Annotated in this window: 25 protein-coding genes; 3 read left to right on the top strand and 22 right to left on the bottom strand. The window is 64.0% G+C overall.

Features of this window, described 5'->3' with window-relative positions; all coding sequences use genetic code 11:
• Window positions 1-35: 35 nt before the first annotated feature.
• Genes FUU19_RS02805 through FUU19_RS02780 form a run of 6 tightly spaced genes read right to left on the bottom strand, consistent with a single transcriptional unit; the run spans window position 36 to window position 4927 of the window.
• Window positions 36-395, bottom strand: coding sequence for an L-rhamnose mutarotase (locus FUU19_RS02805; RefSeq protein WP_025305196.1), 360 nt, complete (start codon window positions 393-395; stop codon window positions 36-38).
• Entirely contained in the window at window positions 392-1168 is a 777-nt protein-coding gene (locus FUU19_RS02800; protein ID WP_230489571.1) for an L-fucose dehydrogenase, read from the bottom strand. The genes FUU19_RS02805 and FUU19_RS02800 overlap by 4 nt, the downstream gene beginning before the upstream one ends.
• Window positions 1146-2009, bottom strand: a complete 864-nt coding sequence (locus tag FUU19_RS02795) for an amidohydrolase family protein (protein WP_230489570.1) — start codon at window positions 2007-2009, stop codon at window positions 1146-1148. Before FUU19_RS02795 ends, FUU19_RS02800 begins: the two co-directional genes overlap by 23 nt.
• A gap of 14 nt (window positions 2010-2023) precedes the next feature.
• Complete coding sequence (locus FUU19_RS02790) at window positions 2024-3301, bottom strand: L-fuconate dehydratase (RefSeq protein WP_049239760.1); 1278 nt, start codon at window positions 3299-3301, stop codon at window positions 2024-2026.
• 14 nt (window positions 3302-3315) lie between these two features.
• A complete protein-coding gene (locus FUU19_RS02785; protein ID WP_063991488.1) occupies window positions 3316-4161 on the bottom strand; it encodes a fumarylacetoacetate hydrolase family protein in 846 nt (281 codons plus the stop codon).
• 25 nt (window positions 4162-4186) lie between these two features.
• Entirely contained in the window at window positions 4187-4927 is a 741-nt protein-coding gene (locus FUU19_RS02780) for an SDR family oxidoreductase (protein ID WP_043136107.1), read from the bottom strand.
• Between the two features lie 235 nt (window positions 4928-5162).
• Between FUU19_RS02780 and FUU19_RS02775 the strand changes: the two genes are divergently transcribed.
• Together FUU19_RS02775 and ampH are read left to right on the top strand one after the other, a co-directional pair.
• Window positions 5163-5921, top strand: coding sequence for a FadR/GntR family transcriptional regulator (locus tag FUU19_RS02775; protein ID WP_198635793.1), 759 nt, complete (start codon window positions 5163-5165; stop codon window positions 5919-5921).
• A gap of 126 nt (window positions 5922-6047) precedes the next feature.
• Entirely contained in the window at window positions 6048-7190 is a 1143-nt protein-coding gene (ampH, locus tag FUU19_RS02770) for a D-alanyl-D-alanine-carboxypeptidase/endopeptidase AmpH (RefSeq protein WP_047572751.1), read from the top strand.
• A 33-nt stretch (window positions 7191-7223) separates the two neighbouring features.
• On the opposite strand, the gene hpaC is transcribed toward ampH, so the two are convergent.
• From hpaC to FUU19_RS02715, 11 genes are all read right to left on the bottom strand, one after another.
• Window positions 7224-7739: a 4-hydroxyphenylacetate 3-monooxygenase, reductase component gene (gene hpaC / locus FUU19_RS02765; protein WP_202670083.1), complete on the bottom strand. Its 516-nt coding sequence runs from the start codon at window positions 7737-7739 to the stop codon at window positions 7224-7226.
• Window positions 7740-7755: 16 nt separating this feature from the next.
• Window positions 7756-9318 (bottom strand): 4-hydroxyphenylacetate 3-monooxygenase, oxygenase component, encoded by a 1563-nt coding sequence (gene hpaB, locus FUU19_RS02760; protein WP_043136111.1) that lies wholly within the window; start codon window positions 9316-9318, stop codon window positions 7756-7758.
• A gap of 178 nt (window positions 9319-9496) precedes the next feature.
• Complete coding sequence (hpaA, locus tag FUU19_RS02755) at window positions 9497-10393, bottom strand: 4-hydroxyphenylacetate catabolism regulatory protein HpaA (protein WP_038878427.1); 897 nt, start codon at window positions 10391-10393, stop codon at window positions 9497-9499.
• Between the two features lie 34 nt (window positions 10394-10427).
• Window positions 10428-11798 carry a 4-hydroxyphenylacetate permease gene (hpaX, locus tag FUU19_RS02750; RefSeq protein ID WP_141971110.1) on the bottom strand — a complete coding sequence of 457 codons (1371 nt, stop codon included), beginning with the start codon at window positions 11796-11798 and terminating at the stop codon, window positions 10428-10430.
• Between the two features lie 3 nt (window positions 11799-11801).
• A complete protein-coding gene (gene hpaI, locus FUU19_RS02745; RefSeq protein WP_074055321.1) occupies window positions 11802-12596 on the bottom strand; it encodes a 4-hydroxy-2-oxoheptanedioate aldolase in 795 nt (264 codons plus the stop codon).
• A gap of 76 nt (window positions 12597-12672) precedes the next feature.
• Window positions 12673-13476 (bottom strand): 2-oxo-hept-4-ene-1,7-dioate hydratase, encoded by an 804-nt coding sequence (gene hpaH, locus FUU19_RS02740; protein ID WP_043136119.1) that lies wholly within the window; start codon window positions 13474-13476, stop codon window positions 12673-12675.
• Between the two features lie 14 nt (window positions 13477-13490).
• A complete protein-coding gene (locus FUU19_RS02735) occupies window positions 13491-13877 on the bottom strand; it encodes a 5-carboxymethyl-2-hydroxymuconate Delta-isomerase (protein ID WP_004933172.1) in 387 nt (128 codons plus the stop codon).
• 50 nt (window positions 13878-13927) lie between these two features.
• Window positions 13928-15001, bottom strand: coding sequence for a 3,4-dihydroxyphenylacetate 2,3-dioxygenase (hpaD, locus tag FUU19_RS02730; protein WP_089180517.1), 1074 nt, complete (start codon window positions 14999-15001; stop codon window positions 13928-13930).
• 37 nt (window positions 15002-15038) lie between these two features.
• Window positions 15039-16493: a 5-carboxymethyl-2-hydroxymuconate semialdehyde dehydrogenase gene (hpaE, locus tag FUU19_RS02725; RefSeq protein WP_230489569.1), complete on the bottom strand. Its 1455-nt coding sequence runs from the start codon at window positions 16491-16493 to the stop codon at window positions 15039-15041.
• Window positions 16490-17254, bottom strand: coding sequence for a fumarylacetoacetate hydrolase family protein (locus FUU19_RS02720; RefSeq protein ID WP_033641766.1), 765 nt, complete (start codon window positions 17252-17254; stop codon window positions 16490-16492). The genes hpaE and FUU19_RS02720 overlap by 4 nt, the downstream gene beginning before the upstream one ends.
• Window positions 17251-17883: a fumarylacetoacetate hydrolase family protein gene (locus FUU19_RS02715; protein ID WP_060434146.1), complete on the bottom strand. Its 633-nt coding sequence runs from the start codon at window positions 17881-17883 to the stop codon at window positions 17251-17253. Before FUU19_RS02715 ends, FUU19_RS02720 begins: the two co-directional genes overlap by 4 nt.
• A 326-nt stretch (window positions 17884-18209) precedes the next feature.
• On the opposite strand from FUU19_RS02715, the gene hpaR reads away from it, so the two are divergent.
• A complete protein-coding gene (gene hpaR, locus FUU19_RS02710) occupies window positions 18210-18662 on the top strand; it encodes a homoprotocatechuate degradation operon regulator HpaR (RefSeq protein ID WP_004933183.1) in 453 nt (150 codons plus the stop codon).
• A gap of 56 nt (window positions 18663-18718) precedes the next feature.
• On the opposite strand, the gene FUU19_RS02705 is transcribed toward hpaR, so the two are convergent.
• Genes FUU19_RS02705 through FUU19_RS02685 form a run of 5 tightly spaced genes read right to left on the bottom strand, consistent with a single transcriptional unit; the run spans window position 18719 to window position 23157 of the window.
• The gene (locus FUU19_RS02705; protein WP_230489568.1) at window positions 18719-19510 is read right to left on the bottom strand and encodes an SDR family oxidoreductase; all 792 of its coding nucleotides are present in this window, start codon (window positions 19508-19510) and stop codon (window positions 18719-18721) included.
• Between the two features lie 4 nt (window positions 19511-19514).
• Complete coding sequence (locus FUU19_RS02700; RefSeq protein ID WP_141971121.1) at window positions 19515-20312, bottom strand: molybdenum cofactor biosynthesis F family protein; 798 nt, start codon at window positions 20310-20312, stop codon at window positions 19515-19517.
• Between the two features lie 11 nt (window positions 20313-20323).
• Window positions 20324-21106 carry an SDR family NAD(P)-dependent oxidoreductase gene (locus FUU19_RS02695; RefSeq protein ID WP_043136148.1) on the bottom strand — a complete coding sequence of 261 codons (783 nt, stop codon included), beginning with the start codon at window positions 21104-21106 and terminating at the stop codon, window positions 20324-20326.
• Window positions 21099-21689 (bottom strand): DUF3156 family protein, encoded by a 591-nt coding sequence (locus tag FUU19_RS02690; protein ID WP_096242786.1) that lies wholly within the window; start codon window positions 21687-21689, stop codon window positions 21099-21101. Before FUU19_RS02690 ends, FUU19_RS02695 begins: the two co-directional genes overlap by 8 nt.
• Window positions 21664-23157 (bottom strand): APC family permease, encoded by a 1494-nt coding sequence (locus tag FUU19_RS02685; RefSeq protein ID WP_096242785.1) that lies wholly within the window; start codon window positions 23155-23157, stop codon window positions 21664-21666. Before FUU19_RS02685 ends, FUU19_RS02690 begins: the two co-directional genes overlap by 26 nt.
• Between the last annotated feature and the right edge of the window lie 78 nt (window positions 23158-23235).

Below are 23235 nucleotides of genomic sequence, written 5' to 3'. Positions count from 1 at the left end.
TACCCTCGTATCGTCTGGCGATGATGATGTTGGCGTTATTGCTGTTGCAGAGAGAAAATCCGCGCCATTTCCACCCATTTTTCGCCCTGCGGCGTCCAGGGGGTGGTGGCCTGGTAGTGCCACATCAGCGCTTCCCATCGCTGTACTTCGGGGTTGTTCAGGCTGGCGGCGTCAAAACGCGCGGCGTCGAAATCGGCGCTGACCTCCACGATCATGAACAGCCGGGTGCCCAACCGGTAAATCTCCATGTCCAGAATGCCGTGCTCGCGCAAATGCGCGGCGATGCCCGGCCAGATGCGCTGATGATGCTGCTGGTACTCCGCAATCAGCGCCGGTGAGTCAATCAGATCGAGCGCCTGGCAGAAACGGCGCCGCCCTGCCGCCGCGCCGCTCACGTCAGCGCCCGATCGAGATGCAGGTAGCCGCCGTCCACCGACAGCCACTGCCCGGTGGTGTGCGATGACCGCGACGACAGCAAAAACGCCACGGTATCAGCAATCTCCTGCGGCGTGGTCATGCGCTGCCCGAGCGGAATGCGTGCGGTGATTTTCTCCATCTGCCGCTGCGGCTCGGCGAAGGTGTTGAGCCAGCGCTGGTACTGCGGGGTGATCACCTCCGCCGGCACTACCGCGTTCACCCGCACCCCGTCATGGCGCAGCGATACCGCCCATTCGCGCGTCAGCGCCAGCACTGCGCCCTTGGCTGCGGTGTAGCCGCTGGTGCCCCCCTGCCCGCTGAGCGCGGTCTTGGAGGCGATATTGACAATGGCGCCCCGGCTCTCCCGCAGCGCCGCCTGGCACAGGTGCGCCATCAGGTAGTAGTGCACCAGGTTCTTTTCCAAAGAGCCGACGAACGCTTCGCGCCCCGCCTCCAGCCCGACGCCGTCATTGACCCCGGCGTTGTTCACCAGCCCGTCGATGCGGCCGAAGGTCGCCAGCGTTTGGCTGACCGCGTGGCGGCAGGCCGCCTCGTCGCACAATTCGGTGAGGATCACCTCGGTGCGCGGCTGCAGCCGCTGCAAATCGGCCAGCAGCGCCGCCTCCGGCGCGGCGTTGGTGACCAGCACCGGGATCGCCCCTTCCTCGGCCAGCACATGAGCAATCGCCGCGCCGATGCCGGCACCGCCGCCGGTAACCAGCACCACCTTATCTTGCAGATACAGATCCATAACCAGACTCCGTTAAACCGTAAATTCGCCAGGCGGTGCCGCCCCAAATCGCCGCCTGCTCGGCGGCCCCCAGCGTCGACAGCGCCCGTTCGCACAGTTGCACCACCTGGCGGTAGTCGCCGGCCAGCAGGCACACCGGCCAGTCGGAGCCGAACATCAGCCGCTGCGGGCCGAACGCCTCCAGCGCGGCGTCGAAGAACGGCAGCAGTTCTTCCGTCCGCCACCGGCCGCCCGGCGCCTCGGTGATCAGCCCCGACAGCTTGCAGGCCACGTGCGGCAGCGCCGCCAGCGGCCGGATTTGCTGCGCCCAGTGCCGCACGCCGCGCGCGATGTCCGGCTTGCCAAAATGATCCAGCACCAGCCAGTGCTCATCGTGGCGGGCGGCAAACGCCGCCGCGGGTGCCAAATGCCGGTGCGTCACCAGGATCTCGTACACATACCCGGCGCGCTGCAGCGTTTGCATGCCGCGTTCCACCTCCGGCCGCGCCAACCAGGCCGTCGGATCCGCTTCGTCCTGCACCTGATGGCGCACCCCGCGCAGCGCGATGCGCGGCCGCAAGGCCTCCAGACGCTGCGCCAGCTGCGGCGCGGCGATGTCCAGCCAGCCCACTACGCCGCATATGCCTTCGCTCTGCTCAGCCAGCGCCAGCAGGGCCAGCGTCTCGTCCTCACTGGGGCGCGCCTGCACCGCCAGCGCGCCGTCGAAACCGTGTTCCCGCAACAGCGGCCGCAGCCGGGGCGGATCGAAATCCTGCCGCAGCACCCGCATCCGCTCGTCGATCCACGGGTAGTGCCGTGGGTGATAGCGCCAGTAGTGCTGATGCGCGTCGATGCGCGGCATGCGATCCTCCCGCCTCACCCGCGGAACCGATACTGCTCGATCGACGACGGATGCATCTCGATCGAATAGCCGGGACGGCTCGGCGGCATATAGGCCGCACCGTTGATCACGCAGGGATCGACAAAGTGTTCATGCAAATGATCGACGTACTCGATCACCCGGCCTTCGTGGGTGCCGGCAATGCACAGGTAGTCGATCATCGACAGGTGCTGCACGTACTCGCACAGCCCGACGCCGCCGGCGTGCGGGCAGACCGGCAGCTGGTATTTGGCCGCCATCAGCATCACCGCCAGCACTTCGTTGACGCCGCCGAGGCGGCAGGCGTCGATCTGCACCACGTCTACCGCGCCGCGCATGATGAACTGCTTGAACATGATGCGGTTCTGGCACATCTCGCCGGTGGCCACCTTGACCGGCGCCACCCCTTCGCGGATGCGGCGATGCCCTTCCACGTCGTCCGGGCTGGTCGGCTCTTCGATAAACCAGGGTTTGGCGAACGCCAGGTGCTTCACCCACGGAATGGCTTCGTCCACCTCCCACACCTGGTTGGCGTCGATCATCAGCCGGCGATCCGGGCCGATCACCTCGCGGGCGATGCGCACCCGGCGGATGTCGTCTTCCAGATCGCGCCCGACCTTCAGCTTCAGGTAGGAGAAACCGGCGTCGACCGCTTCCTGGCACAGGCGGCGCAGCTTGTCGTCCGGGTAGCCCAGCCAGCCGGCGGAGGTGGTGTAACAGGGATACCCCTCCTGCAGCAGCCGCTCCAGGCGCCGCTCTTTGCCCTCGGCCCGCTGTTTCAGCAGCGCCAGCGCCTCCTGCGGCGTGATGCAGTCGGTGATGTAACGGAAGTCGATGCAGCGCACCAGTTCCTCCGGCGTCATCTCCGCCACCAGCCGCCACACCGGCTTGCCGACCGATTTGGCCCACAGATCCCACACCGCGTTGACCACCGCGCCGGTCGCCAGGTGAATGGCGCCTTTGTCCGGCCCGATCCAGCGCAGCTGGCTGTCGCTGGTGAAGCGCCGCCAGAAGGCGCCCATGTCGGCGGCGATATCCTCCAGCCGCTCGCCGACGATCTGATGCTCCAGCGCGCGGATCGCCGCGCAGCAGATCTCGTTGCCGCGGCCGATGGTGAACGTCAGCCCGTGGCCGCTGAGATCCGCGCGATCGGTCTCCAGGATCACGTAGGCGGCGGAATAGTCGGGATCCGGATTCATGGCGTCGGATCCGTCCAGCCCCAGCGACGTGGGGAAACGAATGTCTTCAACCCGCAGTGCGGTAATGGTGGTCATGGCGGCGCTCCCGGTTAAGCCTGTACGGTTTGCTGGCGCTGTTCGCCCAGCCCTTCAATGCCCAGACGCATCGTCTGGCCTGCCCGCAGGTAGATGGGCTGCGGTTTTTGCCCCATGCCAACGCCCGGCGGCGTGCCGGTGGAGATCACGTCGCCCGGCTGCAGGCTCATGAAGCGGCTGAGGTAGCTGACGATCTGCGGAATGCGGAAGATCATGGTGCTGGTGTTGCCGTCCTGATAGCGCTTGCCGTCCACCTCCAGCCACAGGTTCAGGCTGTGCGGATCGGCGATCTCGTCGGCGGTCACCAGCCAGGGGCCGATCGGCCCGAAGGTGTCGCAGCCTTTGCCCTTGTCCCAGGTGCCGCCGCGTTCAATTTGATACTCGCGTTCGGAGACGTCGTTGATCACGCAGTAACCGGCGACGTGGCGCATCGCGTCGGCTTCGCTGATGTAGCGTCCGCCCTGGCCGATCACCACGCCCAGCTCCACTTCCCAGTCGGTTTTCTGCGAGCCGCGCGGGATCTCCACCCGATCGTGGGGGCCGACCACCGCGCTGGTCCATTTGTTGAACACCACCGGTTCTTCAGGAATGGCCGCGCCGGTTTCCGCCGCGTGATCGGCGTAATTCAGGCCGATGCAGATAAACTTGCCGATGCCGCCGACGCAGGCACCGAGGCGCGGCTGCCCCTCGACTAACGGCAGCGCGGCGCTGTCCAGCGCACGCAGTTTGGCGAGCGACGCCGGCAATAACGCGGCGCCCCCCACGTCGGCAATATGCTGCGACAGATCGCGCAGGCGGCCCTGCGCATCCAACATGCCGGGGCGCTCTTGCCCAGGTTGCCCGTAACGTAAAAGTTTCATGCCTTCCTCTCTCAAAAATGGCGGCTCAGTTGCTCCAGCCGCCGTCGATGATCTGCACCGTGCCGGTGGTGTACGAGCTGGCGTCGGAGGCCAGATACAGCGCCAATTGGGCGATTTCCTCGGTGGTGCCGATGCGCCCGATCGGCTGACGGGCGACGAACGCCTGATACACCTCTTGCTCGCTGCGCCCCTGTTCGCGCGCCTGCTCGGCGATGCGCTGGCGCAGCGACGGCGATTCCACCGTGCCGGGGCAAATGGCGTTGCAGCGGATGCCCTGGGTGACGTAATCCGCCGCCACCGAGCGCGTCAGGCCGATCACCGCCGCCTTGCTGGCGCTGTAGGCGAAGCGGTTCGGCACCCCTTTCACGCTCGAGGCCACCGAAGACATGTTGATGATCGAGCCTTTGCCGCGCGCCAACATGCCCGGCAGGAAGGCGCGGATCATGCGGAACATCGCGGTGACGTTGAGATCGAGCGCGAAAGCCCACTGATCTTCGCTGCAGTCGAGGATCGATCCGCTGTGCACCACGCCGGCGCAGTTGAACAGCACGTCGATCGGGCCGATCGCTTCCGCCGCCGCCGCGATGGCGGCCGGATCGGTGACGTTCAGCGTCAGCGCGCGGATCCCGGCGGAGCCCTGCAGGCGTTCGAGGTTGATGTCGCTGGCGATCACTTCGGCACCGGCGGCGGCGAACAGCCTGGCGGTGGTAAAACCGATCCCTTGCCCGGCGGCGGTGATCAGTACGCGTTTCCCGGTTAAATCCATCTTGACTCCTTGGCCTAAAGGTCTAATGGTCAGGCCACTAAAGGCGGTTAAAGGTCAGGCCTCTAACATGACAAAAGACGCTTTACGCGTTATCGTTGGGGGAAGAAGTTAATAAAACAGCCTTGAAACCGCATTTCAATTAACCATTTTTTTACACTTGAATAACGATTACTCAAGCACCTTGTCGCATAATTGTGCGCCAAATCACTGAACGCCGAATCGTCAAAGGTCAAAAATGCCGATTACCCGACTGGAAAACCCAAGGATTTACAGACAGATAGCTGACCAGCTCAAACGTCTTATCGAAAATAACGAATTTCCGCCGGGCAGTCGCCTGCCCTCGGAGCGCGATCTCGCCCAGCAGTTGCAGGTCAGCCGCGCGTCGGTGCGCGAAGCGCTGATCGCGCTGGAAGTGATCGGCCTGGTGGACGTCAAGGTCGGCAACGGGGTGATCGTGCGCTCGCCAACGCCGCTGGCGACGTCGCAGGAGCCGGTGATGGCCCAGGCCGGCCGCAACCAGTGGGCGGAGATCGACGACGAACTGAACATCGAGCTGGATTTCAACGCCGAGCTGCCGCCGTTTTCTCTGCTGCAAACCCGCTTGCTGATCGAACCGGAGACCGCCGCGCTGGCCGCACGCCACGCCACCGACGAAGAGCTGGCGGGTATTCGCGCCGCCTATGAGCAGAACTGCCGCGATAACCGCGCCGGTTCCGCCACCCACCCCGGCGATCGGCTGTTCCACATCCGCATCGCCCAGGCCAGCGGCAACCCGGCCTATGCGTTCATCATCGGCCACCTGCTCGGCCACCGTTACGGCAGCATGTTCCGCGTGCTGCAGCGCCACTATACGCCGGACGACATGCCGCACCGCTCCGAGCTGGAACACCGGGCGATCCTGGCGGCGATCGAAGCGCGCGACGTGCGCGGCGCCCGCAAGGCGATGAAGGCGCACCTGGACGAAGTGATCGCCATTTTCGCCCGCGCGCAATAGCGCCACCGGCGGTGAAAAAATTTTATCGCCACCGCTCTTTTTTCTACATGCAGCCGGGGCCTGGGGGCATTACACTGGGCGACGAATAAGCCCTTTCCCGCTGCATTGTTAAATGGATAACGACCGTTGAAGAACTCTGTCTCCGCTTTATTGCTGGCGCTGGGCCTGTGCGCCGCGCCGCTGGCCGTGCAGGCCGCGCCCCCGCAGCTGGCTTCGCAAATCGTCGACCAGTATGCCGAACATATTTTCTACAACAGCGGCGCTACCGGCATGGCGCTGGTGGTGATCGACGGCAATCAGGTGGTTAACCGCAGCTTTGGCGACACCAAGCCCGGCAACAACCTGCGCCCGCGCCCGGATTCGCTGATCCGCATCGCCTCGATCACCAAGCTGATGACCAGCGAAGTGATGGTGAAAATGGCGGCGGCAGGCCAGGTCAAACTGACCGATCCGCTGCGCAAGTACGCCCCCAAAGGCGCCTATGTGCCGGCTTACAACGCCGGCCAGCCGATCACCTTATTGAACCTGGCCACCCACACCAGCGCGCTGCCGCGCGAGCAGCCGGGCAAGAAGCCGCCTAAAACGCCGGTCTTCACCTGGCCGACCAAAGCCCAGCGCTGGCAATGGCTGGCGCATGCCAATGTCACGGTGCCGCCGGGCGTACACGCCGCTTATTCCAACCTGGCGTACGATCTGCTGGCCGATGCGCTGTCGCGCGCCGCAGGCAAACCCTACAACGCGCTGCTGAAAGAGAACATCACCGCGCCGCTCGGCATGGTGGATACCACGCTGACGCCGAGCCCTGAACAATGTTCGCGCCTGATGGTGGCGGCGGCCGGCCCGAGCGCCTGCCGCGACACCACCGCCGCAGCCGGCAGCGGCGGCGTCTACTCCACCCCGCGCGACATGCAGCGCTGGATGCAGCAGTTCCTCTCCTCCAGCGCCAGCGGCCCGCGCAAAGCCACCGCCGCCAGCGAGCAAACCATGTACTTCCAGCGCCACGATCTGGTGTCGCTGAAGGGCATGGACGTGCCGGGGCAAGCGGATGCATTAGGATTGGGCTGGGTGTATATGGCGCCGAAGGACGGGCTGCCGGGCATCATTCAGAAGACCGGCGGCGGCGGCGGATTCATTACCTACATGGCGATGATCCCGGCGAAAAACGTCGGGGTGTTCGTGGTGGTGACCCGCTCGGAGCTGAGCAAGTTCACCAACATGAGCGATCCGGTCAACCGCCTGGTGAGCGATCTGGCGGCCAACAAGAGTTGATATGCGGGGCGCAGCCTGCTGCGCCCCAACGCCTCAGGCCGGCACCGCCATCTGATGGATCACCGAATGGAAGTTGCGCTTGAAGTAGATCAGGCCATTACCGACTTCGCTCAGCGCGATCTGCTTGATCTGCACCAGGTACATCTGGTGGGTGCCGATGCTCTGGATCTGCTCGATCTCCCCTTCCAGGCTGGCCAGGGTATTGCGCAGCACCGGCTGCCCCAGTGCGCCGAGCTGCCACTCTTCCAGCCGGAAACGATCTTCCATGCTGACGCCGGTCATGCCGGCGAAGTGGCGCGCCATCAGCTCCTGCTCGTGGTTGAGCACGTTGACGCACAGCCTGCGGTTTTCCTGAAACACCGGGTTCATCGCGCTGTTGCGGTTGATGCACACCAGCAGCGTCGGCGGCGTATCGGTTACCGAGCACACCGCCGTGGCGGTGATGCCGCAGCGCCCCGCCGGGCCGTCGGTGGTGACGATATTCACCGCCGCCGACAGGCTGGCCATGGCGTCGCGAAAGCGCAGGCGCTGTTCATTTTCCTGAGACATACAACCTCCTCCTGAATTACTTCAGCAGATTATCCAACTGATTAATATCGTCATTGTTCCGCAGGTGCGGCACCTTCCAGCCGTGCTGATCGTAATCGGCCAGGCACTTGTCGACCATCTGCATCATGCGATCCATGTTGCCGGATCCCTGCGCGTGGCGCAGGCACTGCAGGCGGATCTCATCCTGGCTGCCGGCGTAGTTGATCTCATACAGCTCGTGACGGCCGCCGAATTCGCTGCCGATCGCATCCCACATCAGCTTGAGGATCTTGATGCGTTCGACGTGATCCATGCCGTCCGATCCGCGCACGTAGCGCGCCAGGTACTTGTCGATCTCCGGGTTGTTCATGTCGCGCACGCTGGACGGCAGGTAGATCAGGCCGCTGGTGACGTTCTTCTCGATGATGTGTTTCACCTTGGTGTAGGCCATCGGCGCCATCACGCGGTAGGTTTGCAGCGCGGCGGAATCCGGCAGGTAGGCGCCGTTTTCCCATTGAGTGGCTTCAGCGCACATCGCGTCGCTCAGCGACCAGAACAGGTTGCGCCAGGCCACCACTTCGCCCAGATCGGCCTGCACGCCGCGGAACTCCAACACGCCGGTGCACGAGAGGCTTTTTTGCAACAGCGCGGTGATGAAGTCCATCTTCACCGCCAGGCGCACGCAGGCCTGCAGCGGGAACAGCCGGGCGAAACCGCCCTGGGTGCTCCAGCGGCGGCAGCGGTCGAAATCGCGGTAGATCAGCACGTTTTCCCACGGGATCAGTACATGATCCATGATCAGGATCGCGTCGTTCTCGTCGAAGCGACTGGTGAGCGGGTAGTCGAACGGCGATCCGGTGGCGCCGGCCACCAGCTCATAGGAGGCGCGTGAAATCAGCTTCACCCCTTCGGCGTCCATCGGCGCCACGAACATCAGCGCGAAGTCCGGGTTATCGCCCATCACCTGCGCCGAACCGAAGCCAATGAAGTTGTAGTGGGTCAACGCCGAGTTGGTGGCCACCACTTTGGCACCGCTGACCACGATGCCGGCGTCGGTCTCTTTCTCCACCTGAATGTAGACGTCCTTCACCTCATTGACCGGCTTGTGGCGGTCGATCGGCGGGTTGACGATGGCGTGGTTGAAATAGAGCCCGGTTTCCTGAATGCGTTTGTACCAGTGGCGCGCGTTGTCGGCGAACTGGCCGTAGAACTCCGGGTAAGCGCCCAGCGCGCAGCCGAAGGCCGCCTTGTAGTCCGGCGTGCGCCCCATCCAGCCGTAGCTTTGGCGTGACCAGTCGGCGATGGCGTCGCGCTGCTGGCGCATCTCTTCCGGGCTGCGGGCGTAGCGGAAGAATTTGTGGGTATAGCCGCCGTTGCCGGTGTCGGTGTTCCAGCACAGGCGATCCTGGCTGGCCGGATCGTGCAGCGCGTCGTACAGCTGGCCGACTGACGCCGCCGCGTTGCGGAACGCCGGGTGCGTAGTCACGTCTTTCACGCGCTCGCCGTAAATGTAGATTTCGCGGCTGTCCTGCAAACTTTTCAGGTATTCGGCGCCGGTGAACGGGCGTTTGCTGTCGGCACGAAAGTCTTCTGGTTTCATCGGGTCTTCCTCGTCATCGGCATTTTTCAGGCCGTGGAGCCGGCCATTTGTTAAAATAATGTTTTCTTTTGGTTACTTAATTGAAGCTGCCAAAGCCGGTTTCGAGAAGAGACTTTTGCGGCAATCGCCGGTACTTTTCAGGTCAGTTTGCCGCTTTCGCGGCAAACTGTGATCGCGGTTACGAAAGGGCGTGCTGCGCCGCGCGGTAGGTCGAGGGGGAACAGCCTTCCAGCCGATTGAAAAAACGGGCGAAATAGGCCGGATCCTTGAAGCCGAGGCTGTAGGCGGTTTCATGCACCGTACAGGCGCTGAACAGCAGCATCCGTTTGGCCTCGCGCAGCAGCCGATCGAAGATCAGCCGCTTGGGCGGCCGGTTGGCGAAGCGCCGGCACAGGTCGTTGAGCCGCGATTCGGTCACCCCCAGCGCCTGCGCATACTCCGGTACCGGCAGGTGCTCGCGAAAACGCTCGTCCACCATCTTGTTGAACCGCTGAAACAGCTGCAGTTCGCCGCGCACGCCGCTGTTGGCGCTGTCTTCCAGCGCGGTGTTGCGCAGCAGCAGCGTGAACACCGCCTGCGCCAGCAGCGCCAGCGTCTGTTCGCGCCCGGCCAGGTTCTGCCCGAACTCGCGGCGGATCAGCGCCCAGTAGTGGCTGAGCGCCGTCAGCTCCTGCGGCGCGTCGGCCAGCGACAGGCAGATGCCCGGCATGTCCAGCGCCAGGTTGCTGCCGGGATACAGGCGCTCCAGCAGCGGCCAAATCAGCTCCTGGCGCACCGTCAACACGTGGCCGTCGCTGTCCGGTTCGGTGAAGAACGCATGCGGCACCGACGGCGGCGTGAGGATGAACAGCGGCGCCTGCACCGAATAGTGCTGATCGTCGAGCTGCAGCTCTATCTTGCCGGTCTCCAGGAAATGCACCTGGAAGAAGCAGTCGTGCCAGTGTACCTGCATGTCGCGGCCGAAGAATGCCGCCAGCCCGGCGAAGGTTTCGTAGTGCACCTCGTCGGCGGCGTAGCGCGCGTCATACTCTTTGCAAATATCGATGTTGGCGATAAAGCCGGTACTTTTCCGCACCTCATGACCTCCTGCAATCATGCCCACTTGCGCATCAAGGCGTCGCTCTCGGGCGCGAATCCTTCATCGGGATGCGCCACACCAGCACGGCGCCGACGATCAACAGCGCCGAAACGAAATACAGCCCGGAGTTGAAGCTGCCGGTCATGTCCTTGAACCAGCCGATCAGCAGCGGGCTGAGCGCCGATCCGATGTTGCCGGTGGCGTTGATCACCGCGATCCCCACCGCCCGCGCTTCCAGACTGATCGACTGATCCGGCGTGGTCCAGAAGATCGCCATGGCGGTAAAGGAGCCGACCGAGGCCATCACGATCCCGAGCAGCTGGATCAGGCTGTGATCGGTGGCGGACGCCAACAGCCAGCCGGCGGCGGCGAACAGGTACGGCAGCGCGGTGTGATGCTTGCGCTCCTGCAGCCTGTCGGATCGTTTGCTCCACCACACCATGCCGGCGATGGTGCAGATCTGCGGGATCGCCGCCAGAATGCCGATCGTCACGTTGCTGCTGCCCTGGTTAAAGCTCTGCAGGATCTGCGGCGTCCAGATGTTGATCGCGCTCAGGGTGTTGGTCAGGCAGAAATAGGCCAGCGTGTACATCAGCACGATCGGCGTGCAGATCTCGCGCCACAGGCTGCGCTGTTGCAGCGCACGGTGGCTGCTCGGCCCATTGGGTTGCACCAGCTGCAGCTTGTCGGCCGCCATCATCGCCTGCAGGCTGGCTTTTTCCTCGTCGGTCAGCCACTTGGCCTTGGCCGGCGTATCGTCGAGATAGAACCACACCACCACGCCCAGCAGCACCGACGGAATGCCTTCCAGCAGGAACAGCCACTGCCAGCCCTTCAGGTTCATCACCCCGTCCAGCGCCAGGATATAGCCGGAGACCAGCGAGCCGATCGCCATGGTCACCGGCATGGCGATCATGAACAGCGCGTTGGCGCGGGCACGGTAAAACGCCGGGAACCAGTAGGTGAGGTACACCAGAATGCCCGGCAGGAAGCCGGCCTCGGTGATGCCGACGATCATGCGCAGCACGTACAGGCTGGTCGGCCCGGTGGCGAACATGGTGCAGGTGGAGGCAATGCCCCACAGCACCATGATGGTGGCGATCCAGCGCCGCGCGCCGACCCGGCTCAGCATCATGTTGCTCGGAATGCCGAAGATCACGTAGGTGACATAGAACAACGTCGCCGCCAACCCGAACATGGTCGAGCTGAGACCGAGATCTTTGCCCATCGTCAGCCCGGCGAAGCCGATGTTGATGCGATCGAGGAAAGAGAAAACAAACAACACAAACAGGAAAATGATCAGGCGCCGAAACAACTTTTTAATCACCGATTGCTCGGCGGCGGTTAACGCTTTATGTTGCTGCGCCGGGTTGGCCGGCTGCAGCGAATCGACGTGGTTCATGGTTCAGTAGACTCCCGATGAAGGCGCTTGCGCTCCGCCCTGTTTGAACTCGTTCGCCAGGGCTTCCGCCGCCCGCGCCAGCAGGGTGGTATCCACCCCCACCGCGACAAACAGCGCGCCGGCCTCCAGATAGCGCTGCGCCAGCGCCTTGTTGGCCATCAAAATACCGGGCGCCTTGCCGGCGGCGCGGATGCGCGCGATGGCGTCGTCGATGGTGCGCTGCACCTCCGGGTGCTGCGGATTGCCGGCAAAGCCCATGTCGGCGCTGAGATCCGCCGGGCCGATAAACACGCCGTCCACTCCTTCCACCTGCAAAATGGCGTCGAGGTTTTTCACCGCTTCGCGGGTTTCAATCTGCACCAGCACGCACATCTGCTCATCGGCCTGCTGCAGGTAATCGGGCACCCGGTTCCAGCGCGAAGCACGCGCCAGGGCGCTGCCGACGCCGCGCACGCCGTGCGGCGGATAGCGCGTGGCGCGCACCGCGTCGCGCGCCTGTTCGGCGTTTTGAATCATCGGGATAAGCAGGGTTTGCGCGCCGACGTCCAGCAGTTGCTTGATGATCACCGCGTCGTTCCACGGCGGCCGCACCACCGGCTGGCTCGGGTAAGGCGCGACCGCCTGCAGCTGCCCCAGCACCGTTTGCACGTTGTTGGGCGCATGTTCGCCGTCGATCAGCAGCCAATCGAAACCGGCGCCGGCCAGCAGCTCGGCGCTGTAGCTGCTGCACAGCCCGAGCCACAGCCCGATCTGCGGGCGTTTTTCCTGCAGCGCACGCTTGAAGTGGTTGGTTAACATCGCATTCTCCCTGACAAGCGGGCGCGGCGCGTGGCCCCCGCCCGGTTATTGCGGCCCGGTTCGCCGGACCTGCTTATTAGACGAAGCGGCAGCTGATGCAGCCCATCGGGCCGTAGTCGACGTGGAAGGTATCACCGCGCCGCGCCGGCACCGGCCGGGTGAAGGAGCCGCCGAGGATCACCTGTCCCGCTTCCAGCTCCACCTCATACGGCGCCAGCTTGTTGGCCAGCCAGGCCACGCCGTTGGCCGGGTGGTTGAGCACCGCGGCCGCTACGCCGGACTCTTCAATCACGCCGTTGCGGTACAGCAGCGCAGAGATCCAGCGCAGATCCAGCGCATCCGGTTTGATCGGCCGCCCGCCCATCACCACCCCGGCATTGGCGGCGTTGTCGGAAATGGTGTCGAACACCTTGCGCGGCCGCTGCGTCTCGGGATCGACGTTGTGGCTGCGCGCATCGATGATCTCCAGCGCCGGAATGACGTAGTCGGTGGCGTTGTAGACGTCGAACAGCGTGCAGTTCGGCCCGCGCAGCGGCTTGGCCAACACGAACGCCAGCTCCACCTCCACCCGCGGCACGATAAAGCGATCGATCGGAATGTCGCTGCCGTCGTTGAAGAACATGTCGTCCAGCAGCGCGCCATAGTCCGGCTCGGTGATCTGCGAGCTCACCTGCATGGCGCGCGAGGTCAGGCCGATCTTGTGGCCTTTGAGCGTGCGCCCCTCGGCGATCTTCAGCTCCACCCACTGCCGCTGAATGGCGTAGGCGTCTTCAATGGTGATCTCGGGATGATCGAGCGACAGCGCGCGGATCTGCTCACGACTCTTTTCCGCCTGATGCAGGCGCTGCACGGCGCGGTTAATCTGCTCTTTATCCAGCATGTACGACCCCTTATTCACGCCTTGTTGAACAGCGCGTGGACATTGTTCTGTTTGTAATTCAGCACCGGATCCAGCTCTTCCATGGTGAAAGAGAGCGCCAGGTAACGCTGCGCCATCAGCGCGGCAAAGTGTTCCTTGATCAGCGCAAACAGCATCTCGCCCACCTGCTGCCGGCTTTCCAGACTGCGGCCGTGGCCGATCTTCAGCGTCATGTGCACGAAGGCGTAATCCTGCTTGCCGTCGGCCATCTGCCAGGTGTCGAGCCAGATGGCGCGGCTGCGCACGCCGGCCAGCGGAAAGATGCCGGTCGCCGCCAGCGCCTCGTTGACCTTGGCGAACAGGGTGGGCAAATCCGCCTCGCGGCGGATGTTGTCGGTACATTCAGCGTAAAAATGGGGCATAACGTTCTCCAGACGGCGCATAGGCGCGGGCGCGGCCCGCGCAGCGGCATTTACAGCGTATTGCCAAGTTTGAAACCTTTTTCCGTATCGCCCTCGCGGGTATAGGAAAAACCGTCTGCGCCGATGGTGACGGCCATTTCGCTGGGCGCACTGCGCTCGATGACCGGCTGCGGCTGCCCATCGAGATCCAGCACCAGCGATCCTTCGGTATACCAGCTCGGCACCACCGGATTGCCCCACCAGTCGCGGCGCTGGTTGTCATGCACGTCCCAGGTCACGGTCGGGTTGTCCGGATCGCCGGTGTAGTAATCCTGCGTGTAGATTTCCACCCGGTGGCCATCGGGATCGCGCAGGTAGAGGTAGAACGCGTTGGAGACGCCGTGGCGGCCAGGGCCGCGTTCGATCAAATCGGATTTGCGCAGCGCGCCGAGCTTGTCGCAGATGGCCAAAATATTGTGCTTTTCATGAGTGGCGAAGGCGATGTGATGCATGCGCGGCCCGGCGCCGCCGGTCATCGCGGTATCGTGCACCGTGGCCTTGCGGCGCATCCAGGCGGCGTAAACCACGCCGTCTTCATCGCGGATGTCTTCCGTCACGCGGAAGCCCAGCCCCTGGATGTATTCCACGGCGCGCGGCACGTCAGGGGTGATTTGGTTAAAGTGGTCGAGGCGCACCAGCGCGCCCGGCGTATACAGATCGTAGCGCCAGGCCAGGCGCTCGACGTGCTGCACGTCGTAGAAAAACTCATACGGGAAACCGAGCGGATCTTCTACCCGCACCGCATCGCCGATGCCTTTGGCGAACCCGTTCACCCGACGCTCGGTGCGGCAGCCAAGCGCCTTGAAATACGCTTCGGCGCGATCGACGTCTTCCGGCGTGCGCACGCGGAAAGCAAACGCGGCCACGGCGGCGACCGGGCCTTCGCGCAGCACCAGGTTATGGTGAATAAACTCCTCCATCGAACGCAGGTAGAGGGTTTTATCCTCTTCGGCGGTCACGACCAGGCCGAGGATATCGACGTAAAATTCGCGTGCGGCTTTAAGGTTCGTGACCTGAATTTCCATGTAGGCACAGCGCACGACGTCGGGAGCAGGGACAGCATCAGTGGTAAGTTTTGTCGTCATTGTTCTCATCTCTTTCGTTATTATTGTGGCCTGAGGCTCAAACGCCCCATTTCGGGATCGGGTGGTCGCCCATGGAAATGCACACGTTCTTCATTTCGGCGAACACTTCGAAGCTGTATTCGCCGCCTTCGCGGCCGGTGCCGGAGGCTTTCACGCCGCCGAACGGTTGGCGCAGATCGCGTACGTTTTGGGTGTTGACGAAAACCATGCCGGCTTCGATGCCGCGGGCCAGGCGCAGAACCTTGCTCACATCCTGCGTCCAGATGTACGACGCCAGGCCATACTCCACGTCGTTGGCCATGCGCAGGCCGTCTTCTTCTGACTTGAACGGCAGCAGGCAGGCCACCGGCCCGAAAATCTCCTCCTGCGCCACGCGCATCCGGTTATCGACATCCGCCAGCACCGTCGGGCACAGGAAGTTGCCGTGGCTCAAACCGGCCGGTTTGTCCGGGCCGCCGGCCAGCAGGGTTGCCCCTTCTTCCACCCCGAGGCGGATATAGCCGGAGACTTTTTCCCAGTGCTGCGGGCTGATCAGCGCCCCCACCTGGGTATTGGGATCTTGCGGATCGCCCACGCGCAGACGGTTGGCGCGCTCGGCGAAGCGTTTGACGAATTCCGGGTAGATGCTCTCCTGAATGAAGATGCGCGAACCGGCGGTGCAGCGTTCGCCGTTGATCGAGAAGATGGTGAACAGCGCGGCGTCGAGCGCCCGCTCGATGTCGGCGTCTTCAAAGATCAGCACCGGCGACTTGCCGCCCAGCTCCATGGAGAATTTCTTCAGCCCGGCGCTTTCGATGATGCGGCGGCCGGTGGCGGTGCCGCCGGTGAAGGAAACCGCGCGCACGTCTTTATGGCGCACCAGCGCGTCGCCGGCAGTGGCGCCGTAGCCCTGCACCACATTCAGCACCCCGGCCGGGATACCGGCCTCCAGCGCCAGCTCGCCCAGGCGGTCGGCGGTCAGCGGCGACAGTTCGGACATCTTCAGCACCGCGGTGTTGCCCAGCGCCAGGCAAGGCGCGGTTTTCCAGGTGGCGGTCATGAACGGCACGTTCCACGGCGATACCAGCGCGCACACCCCCACCGGCTGCACCAGCGTGTAGTTGAGCATCTTGTCGTCCACCGGGTAGGTCTTGCCGTTCATCTGCTGGCACACCTCGGCGAAGAACTCGAAGTTGTGCGAGGCGCGCGGGATCAGCACGTTTTTGGTCTGGTGGATCGGCAGGCCGGTGTCGGCGGTTTCCAGTTCGGCGATCTGCGGCACGTTCTGGTCGATCAGCTCCCCCAGACGACGCATCAGGCGCGCGCGCTCTTTCATCGGCGTGTTGGCCCATTTGGGGAACGCCTCTTTCGCTGCCGCCACCGCCTGGTCGATCTCCAACTGACCGCCGGAAGCCACCTCCGCCAGCACCTCGCCGTTCGCCGGGTTGGTGGTGGTGAAGTACTCTTTGCTGGCGACGTTCTTGCCGTTGATCCAGTGGTTGATGGTTTTCATCGCAGGCTCTCCTCGTAATCTTTTTCACTGATAATGTGGTTAACCAGACGGCCGATGCCCTCGATCTCCACCACCACTTCATCGCCCGGCTGCACGTCGGCCAGCCCTTTCGGCGTGCCGGTGGCGATCATGTCGCCCGGCTGCAGCGTCATGAATTCGCTCAGGTAGGCGATCAGGAACGGAATGTCGAAAATCATGTCGGCGGTGCTGCCGCGCTGGCGCAGCTCGCCGTTGACATAGGTGCCGAGCGCCAGCCGGTGCGGATCGGCGACGTCGTCGCGATCGACGATATACGGCCCGATCGGCGTCAGGGTGTCGCGGCTCTTCACCCGCAGATTTGGCCGGTAGTAGTTCTCCAGGTAATCGCGGATGGCGTAGTCGTTGCACAGGGTGTAACCCGCCACGTACTCCATGGCGTGCTCACGGCTGACGTTGCGCGCGGTCTTGCCGATCACCGCCACCAGCTCGGCTTCGTAATGCATGTACTCCACACCGGCCGGGCGTACCGACACCTGACGGTGCCCGGTCAGGGTGTTCGGCGCCTTGAGGAACACCAGCGGTTCTTCCGGCGCCTTGAATTCCAGCTCGCTGGCGTGGTCGGCATAGTTCAGCCCCAGGGCGAACACCGTGCCCTGCGCCGGCGGCAGCCATTCCACTTCGCGCTCCTGCAGCACCTCGCCGTTCGGCAGCGTGACGCGCAGCTGGTCATCCACCTGCACGTTGAAGACCTGGCCATGATGGCGAATACGAGCATGTTTCATGATGCGGCTCCTGCCTGGGTGACGCGGTTGGTCAGAGTGGGCAGGCCGGCGGCGCGCACCGTCACCTCATCCCCCGGTTTGATCTCCACCCGCTGGTGCGGGGTGCCGATCAGCACCGCATCGCCCGGCTGCAGAGTGATGAAGTCGCTGATGGCGGCGATCAGCTCCGGCACCGAGCGCACCAGATCGGCGGTGGACCAGCGATCCCGCTCCACGCCGTTGATCTCGGTGACGATCTCCAGCCGATCGGCAGTCGCCAGCTGGCCGATCTCCCCCAGCGGGCAGAACCCGTCGCGGCATTTGGCCTTGATCGCCGGGCGGTAAAAGCTGCTTTCCGGCAGGCTGACGTCGTTGGCCAGCGCGTAACCGGCCAGATAACGGCCCACCTGCGCCGCCGGCACCTTGCGCGCGGTGTCGCCGATGATCACCGCCAGCGTGCCGCCGCTTTGCACGGTTTCACCGGCCGGAAACGGGATCGCCCCGCCGTTGGCGAGGTGGGTGTTGCGCGGTTTGATAAACCACACCGGGGTTTTGGGCGGGGTTTGATACGGTGGCTGGTGAAACGCCTGATCCCAGGCGTCCAGTTGGCTGCGGTGGTTCAGCGCAACGGAAAATACGGTGCCTTTCATGCGAACTCCTCCAATGGCAAAACATGACAACCGGCATTCATTAACATATTAATGATTACTTTTATACGCTGTGCAGCTTTTACGCAACGCGCTTGGAGTGATTTGTGATCGTGATAACAAAATATTCACAAACAACGAACATTAGCGTGATTATTCAGCGTATTAATCATTTTTCTCGCCATTTTTCGCTGCGCCGCGCATTTTTGCTTTATCCCTGCGGGTAACTTTAGCTACTATTAAGTTATTAACAAAATCGGGCCTGGCGGGGTAATAGCCCTGCGGTAAGCGCCGTGACAACGAACACCTTGATAGCTAAGGCCAAACTTATGCATGAATCGTTAACCATCGCCCTGCTGCAGGCGCGCGAAACCGCCATGGGGTTCTTTCGCCCGATCCTGAAAAGCCACAACCTGACCGAGCAGCAGTGGCGCATCATCCGCGTGCTGGCCAACAGCCGCTCGATCGAATTCCACGAACTGGCGGCGGAAACCTGCATCCTGCGCCCCAGCCTGACCGGCATTCTGTCGCGCATGGAGCGTGATAAGCTGATCTTCCGCCTCAAGCCGGTTAACGATCAGCGCAAGCTGTACGTGTCGCTGACCCAGCAGGGTCAGGATCTGTATGAAGTGGCGCGCCACCAGGTGGAACAGGGCTACGCCGAGATTGAAGCCGCTTTCTCGCGGCAGAAAATGGACCAGTTGATGACGCTGCTGGACGAGCTGATCACCTTGGGCGACAGCCTGCCCGCCAACGTCACCGCGCATCCCGCCAAGCAGTGATTTAACCAACCGGAATTCTCAAATTAATTGGCGTTGCAGCCAACAACGCTGCAGCGTCAAGTAAGCAGAGAATTCGTTTCCGGCAACAGCGCGCCGCCGTCCACCACCAGCGTCTGGCCGGTGGTGTAGGCCGCCGCCGGCGAGGCGAGAAACACCATCGCCGCGGCGATGTCTTCCGGTTCCCCCAGCCGCCCGAGCGGCACCGAGGCGGCGATCGCCTGATTCACCTGCGCGTCGCCCAGGTTGGCCATCGCCGGCGTGCGGATCATCCCCGGCTCCACGCCGTTGACGCGAATGTTCTCCGCCGCCAACTCCAGCGCCGCCGCGCGAATAAATCCGTTCACCCCGGCCTTGGAGGCCGCATAGTGCGCCAGCCCCGGGTAGGCCACCCGCGGGCCGGTCACCGACGAGGTCACCAGAATGCAGCCCCCGCCCCGACGGCGCATCCACGGCAGCGCCGCCTGCGCCAGAAAGAACGGCGCCATCAGATTGACGCTCAGCGTGCGTTGCAACAAGGCCGCGTCGATGGCGGTAAACGGCGTCAGCGGAAAATAGGCGGCGTTGTGGATCACCACGTCCAACCGTTGACGGCGCTCACCCACCGCCGCCACTCCCTCGGCAATCTGCCCCGGCTCGGCCAGATCGCAGGCCAGCGCCTGTACGCTCAGCCCTTCGTCCCGCAGCGTTTGCGCCGCCGCCTGCGCCTGCGGCAGCTGCACGTCCGCGATCGTCACCTCGGCGCCCAGCCGAGCAAAGGCGCTGACGATCGCCAGCCCAATGCCCTGAGCGCCGCCGGTCACCAGCACCACCTGCCCCGCGAAGGCATTGGCCGCATAGGTTGCGCTCATCGGCCTATCCTCGCGGGTGGTGCGTGGTGTTCAGCACCTGCGCATGGGCGCCGACCGCAAAGTTGCTCAGCGCGCTGAAATCGCTGCCCTGATAACCGAGGATCTTACCGTCGGTGCGCATGCCCTGCAGATCGATCATCACCACGCCCAGCGTCGGGATGATCTTCTCGCGCCAGACGAACAGATAAAGCTGCTCCGCCACCTTCACGTAGTGGCAGCGATCGACGTCCGCCAGCCCTTTCTCCACCCCGTCCAGACACTGCCAGGCGTAGAAGTTGTCGTTCAGGTAGATATGCTCGTACCGCTCGGTCGGGCTGTAGGTGTACATATTGCGCATGCCGATCAGCTCGTCGGTAAAGCCCGGCGGTGCCGCGTCGGCGTCGTCCAGCGTGCCGAAGCGGAATTCGGCCTCGACCGCGGTCAGCGGCAGCCCCTGCTCCACCCGGCTGAAGGCGTCGAGCCGCGTCTGCGCTTCGTCCGGCAGTTGGCCGTACACCGCAGTAAAGTTGCCCTGATTGCGGTCGCATACCAGCGTAATGCTGGCGTTGGCGCGGGCAGGATCGAGAAAATCGATGAACAACACACCAGGGCGAATGCTGGTAGCGCGATAGGCGACGCCGCGCCGCTCCCCCCACTCCAGCGTCTGCTCGTCGGTAAACCGACAGCGCTGCGTCGCGCCGTCGCTAAAGCGCAGCGTCAGCGTGGTGCCCGCCAGGCCGTGCTGGCGTTCCAGCGTATTGCTGTGCGGCGCAAAGCCTTCCGCCAGCGCGCCAACCTGAATGAATACCGCTTCTGAACTCATGGAAATGCTCCTTACAGGGAAGTGAAAGCCAGGGTCGGCACATCGACGATGGTGGAGCCGCCGTCGGCCACCAGCGCCGCGCCGGTTATGATTGAAGCCTCGCTGGAACAGAGGAAACGGCAGACGCGGGCGATCTCCTCGGCGCTGGCCGGCCGGCGCAGCGGCACGTCGCGACAGACCATTTGGTAGGCCTGCTCCAGCGAAATCTGATGGGCGTCCATCAGCAGTTGCATCTCTTCGTCCGCCATCGGCGTGGTCACCCAGCCCGGGCACACCGCGTTGGCACGCACGCCCAGCGGGCCGTAATCGCGGGCGATGGAACGCATCAGCCCGATCAGCGCATGTTTGGCGGTAACGTAGCCGCAGACCTCTGGCCCGGCGGCCAGCGAGGCGATCGAGGCCACGAACAGCAGGTTGCCGCCGCTTTTAATCAGCTCCGGCAGGCAGGCGCGCGCGCTGGCGAAAGCGCTGTTGAGGTTGCTGTCCATCGCCCCTTGCCATTGCGCGTCGGTCATCTCGGTGATGCGCTTGAAGCCCATGCCGCCGGCGCTGCCGATCAGACAGTCGATGCGCCCGGCGTCGCGCAGAATCGCCGGCAGCAGCGTGTGGTTCCAGCTCTCGCCGCTGGCAGCGTCGCCCACCAGCGCCTGCGCGCCGATCTCTTGCGCCAGCGCCGCCAGCGGTTCCGGGCGGCGGCCGATGATGAACACCCGATCGCCCTGCGCCGCCAGCAGGCGGGCGCAGGCGGCGCCGACGCCGGTACCGCCGCCGGTAATCACAACCACTCTATTCATGATTCAGCTTCTCCATCAGTTGGCCGATCATCAGCAGGCTGCTCAACAGCAGCCGCCGCTGTTCGGCATCCAGCCGCAGATAGCGGCGGCCGGCCGGTAAACGGCTGACCACCTCCGACGCGGCGAAATGCTCGATATCCACCTGCCAGCGCCCGTCGTTCACCGTCAGCCGCACGCGGCGAAAATCCAGCTGCGCCAGCGTCTCGCCGATCTGCGGGTAGCGCTGCAGGCCGTCCAGCACCCGCTGCGCGGCCGCATGGCGCTGGCGCAACAGATAACGCACCCCGCGCCGCCGCAGCCAGCCGCCGGTCACCACGTCCAGCGTCAGCGGAGGCTGCGCTGCGCACGTGCCCTGCAACCGAAAGCGGTGGCTGACGATATGTGCCATAAACAGCCCCTGCACCTGTTCACCGATCTCGATCTGCGGCCCCTGCGGTAGCGTCAGCCGCAGCAGGCCCGGCGCCAGGCGTTCGCACGCGTAGGGTTCCAGATTGCGCGCCAGACGATCCAGCGCGGCGCCCGGCCGATAGCCCGACGGCGCGCGCCGCCAGGCGCGATTAAATGAGGGAAGTAAGCCGATCAAACTGCGCCTCCTCGTTTTCACCCTTGGCGAACGCGTTCTCCAGCACCTGCTCGACCGGCACCGGCTTGAACGGGTTCACTTTCTGCACGCACAGCGTCCAGAACAGCGCATAGGCGGCGGTCAGGCCGATCATCCAGCCAAAGGGAATGTAGATGTCGCTCGGGTTCATCCCCGGCGGCGTGATGTAGACGATGGCCAGCACGATGCCGACGCTGGAGACGATTTGCGGCAGCGGGAACCACGGCGATTTATAGGCGCGCGGCAGGTCGGGGCGGCGCACGCGCAGGATCACCACCGAACAGGTCACCAGCAGGTAGGCCACGCCCCAGGCGCACACCGCCGCCAGCACCAGCGGAATGATCCTGTCGAGGTTGCCCTGAATGGCGAAGGCGTGTACGCAGGGGATCAACACCGCCACCAGAATGCCGACCACCGGCGTTTTAAAGCGCGGGTGCAGATAAGCGAACATGCGCGGCAGCGCGCCGTCCAGCGCCATGCCGTACAGAATGCGCGGCACCGCCGCCATCAGCGTGTTGATGGTCGCGGCGCCCGCCAACAACAGGCCGACGCCGAGCCAGTATTTGCCGAACTGGCCCATCACCTGGCCGGCGAACGCCGGGATGGCCATCGGCGTTTCCAGCAGGCGCGTGCCGCTGGCGGCGTCGATCACCACGTTTTCCACCTGATGGCTGAGCGCCGCGCCATACAGCGCCATGCACACCGCCACGCCGCACAGCCCCAGCGCCATCGCGCGCGGGATCACCCGATCGCAGCGTTTGATCTCCGGCGCCATCGGCGTCACCAGCTCACAGCCGACGAACATGAACATCGCCATGCCGATCAGGCTGAACACCGCGAAGGGATCGTTCAGGCTCAGCGTGCTGCCGAACCAGCCCTCGAGCGGCACCGCATGCGGCGACAGCAGCCCGACGATGCCGAAAATCACCAGCGTGCTCCACATGGCGAAGGTCAGCACGATCTCCGCCTTGCCGAAGGCCTCGATGCCGAACGCGTTGAGCAGGCCGAACACGATTACCAGCCCGACGCCGACCATCCAGGAGGCATTGTGGCTTTCCATCAGGGTGTTGAGGTGCTCAAAGTTCACCAGCGCCATGATGCCGGAGAGAATGGTCTCGGCGGTGCCGGCGAAGATGTGCACGATCAGGTAGGCCGACAGCGCGCCGGTGATGGCGAAAAAGCGCCCCATGCCGCAGGAGATGTAGTCGTAAACCGAACCGGAGGTCGGCAGCAGCGACGCCGCTTCGGAGAAGGTGGTGAGCTGCGCCTGCATCATGATGAAGGCGATCAGCATCGCCAGCGCGAAGGTGTCGCCGCCGATGCCGAAGCCGCTGGTGACCGTCAGGATCACCGGGCTGGCCATGATCACCCCGACCGAACTGGCCAGGGTGGTGGGAAAGCCGACCTTGCCTCGAGCCAGGTGGGCGTGCAACCGCGACGACAGGTTCATGGTTATTTCCTCTTATAGTTTTGGCCTGATGCATGCAGGTGCTTGCAGGTTTTTCACCGCCAGCGGCGGTAATCTCAC

Source organism: Serratia montpellierensis (assembly GCF_020858655.1).
GTDB lineage: Bacteria > Pseudomonadota > Gammaproteobacteria > Enterobacterales > Enterobacteriaceae > Serratia > Serratia montpellierensis.
Note: the sequence above shows the minus strand (reverse complement) of the source record. Positions and strands in the feature narration are given on the sequence as shown.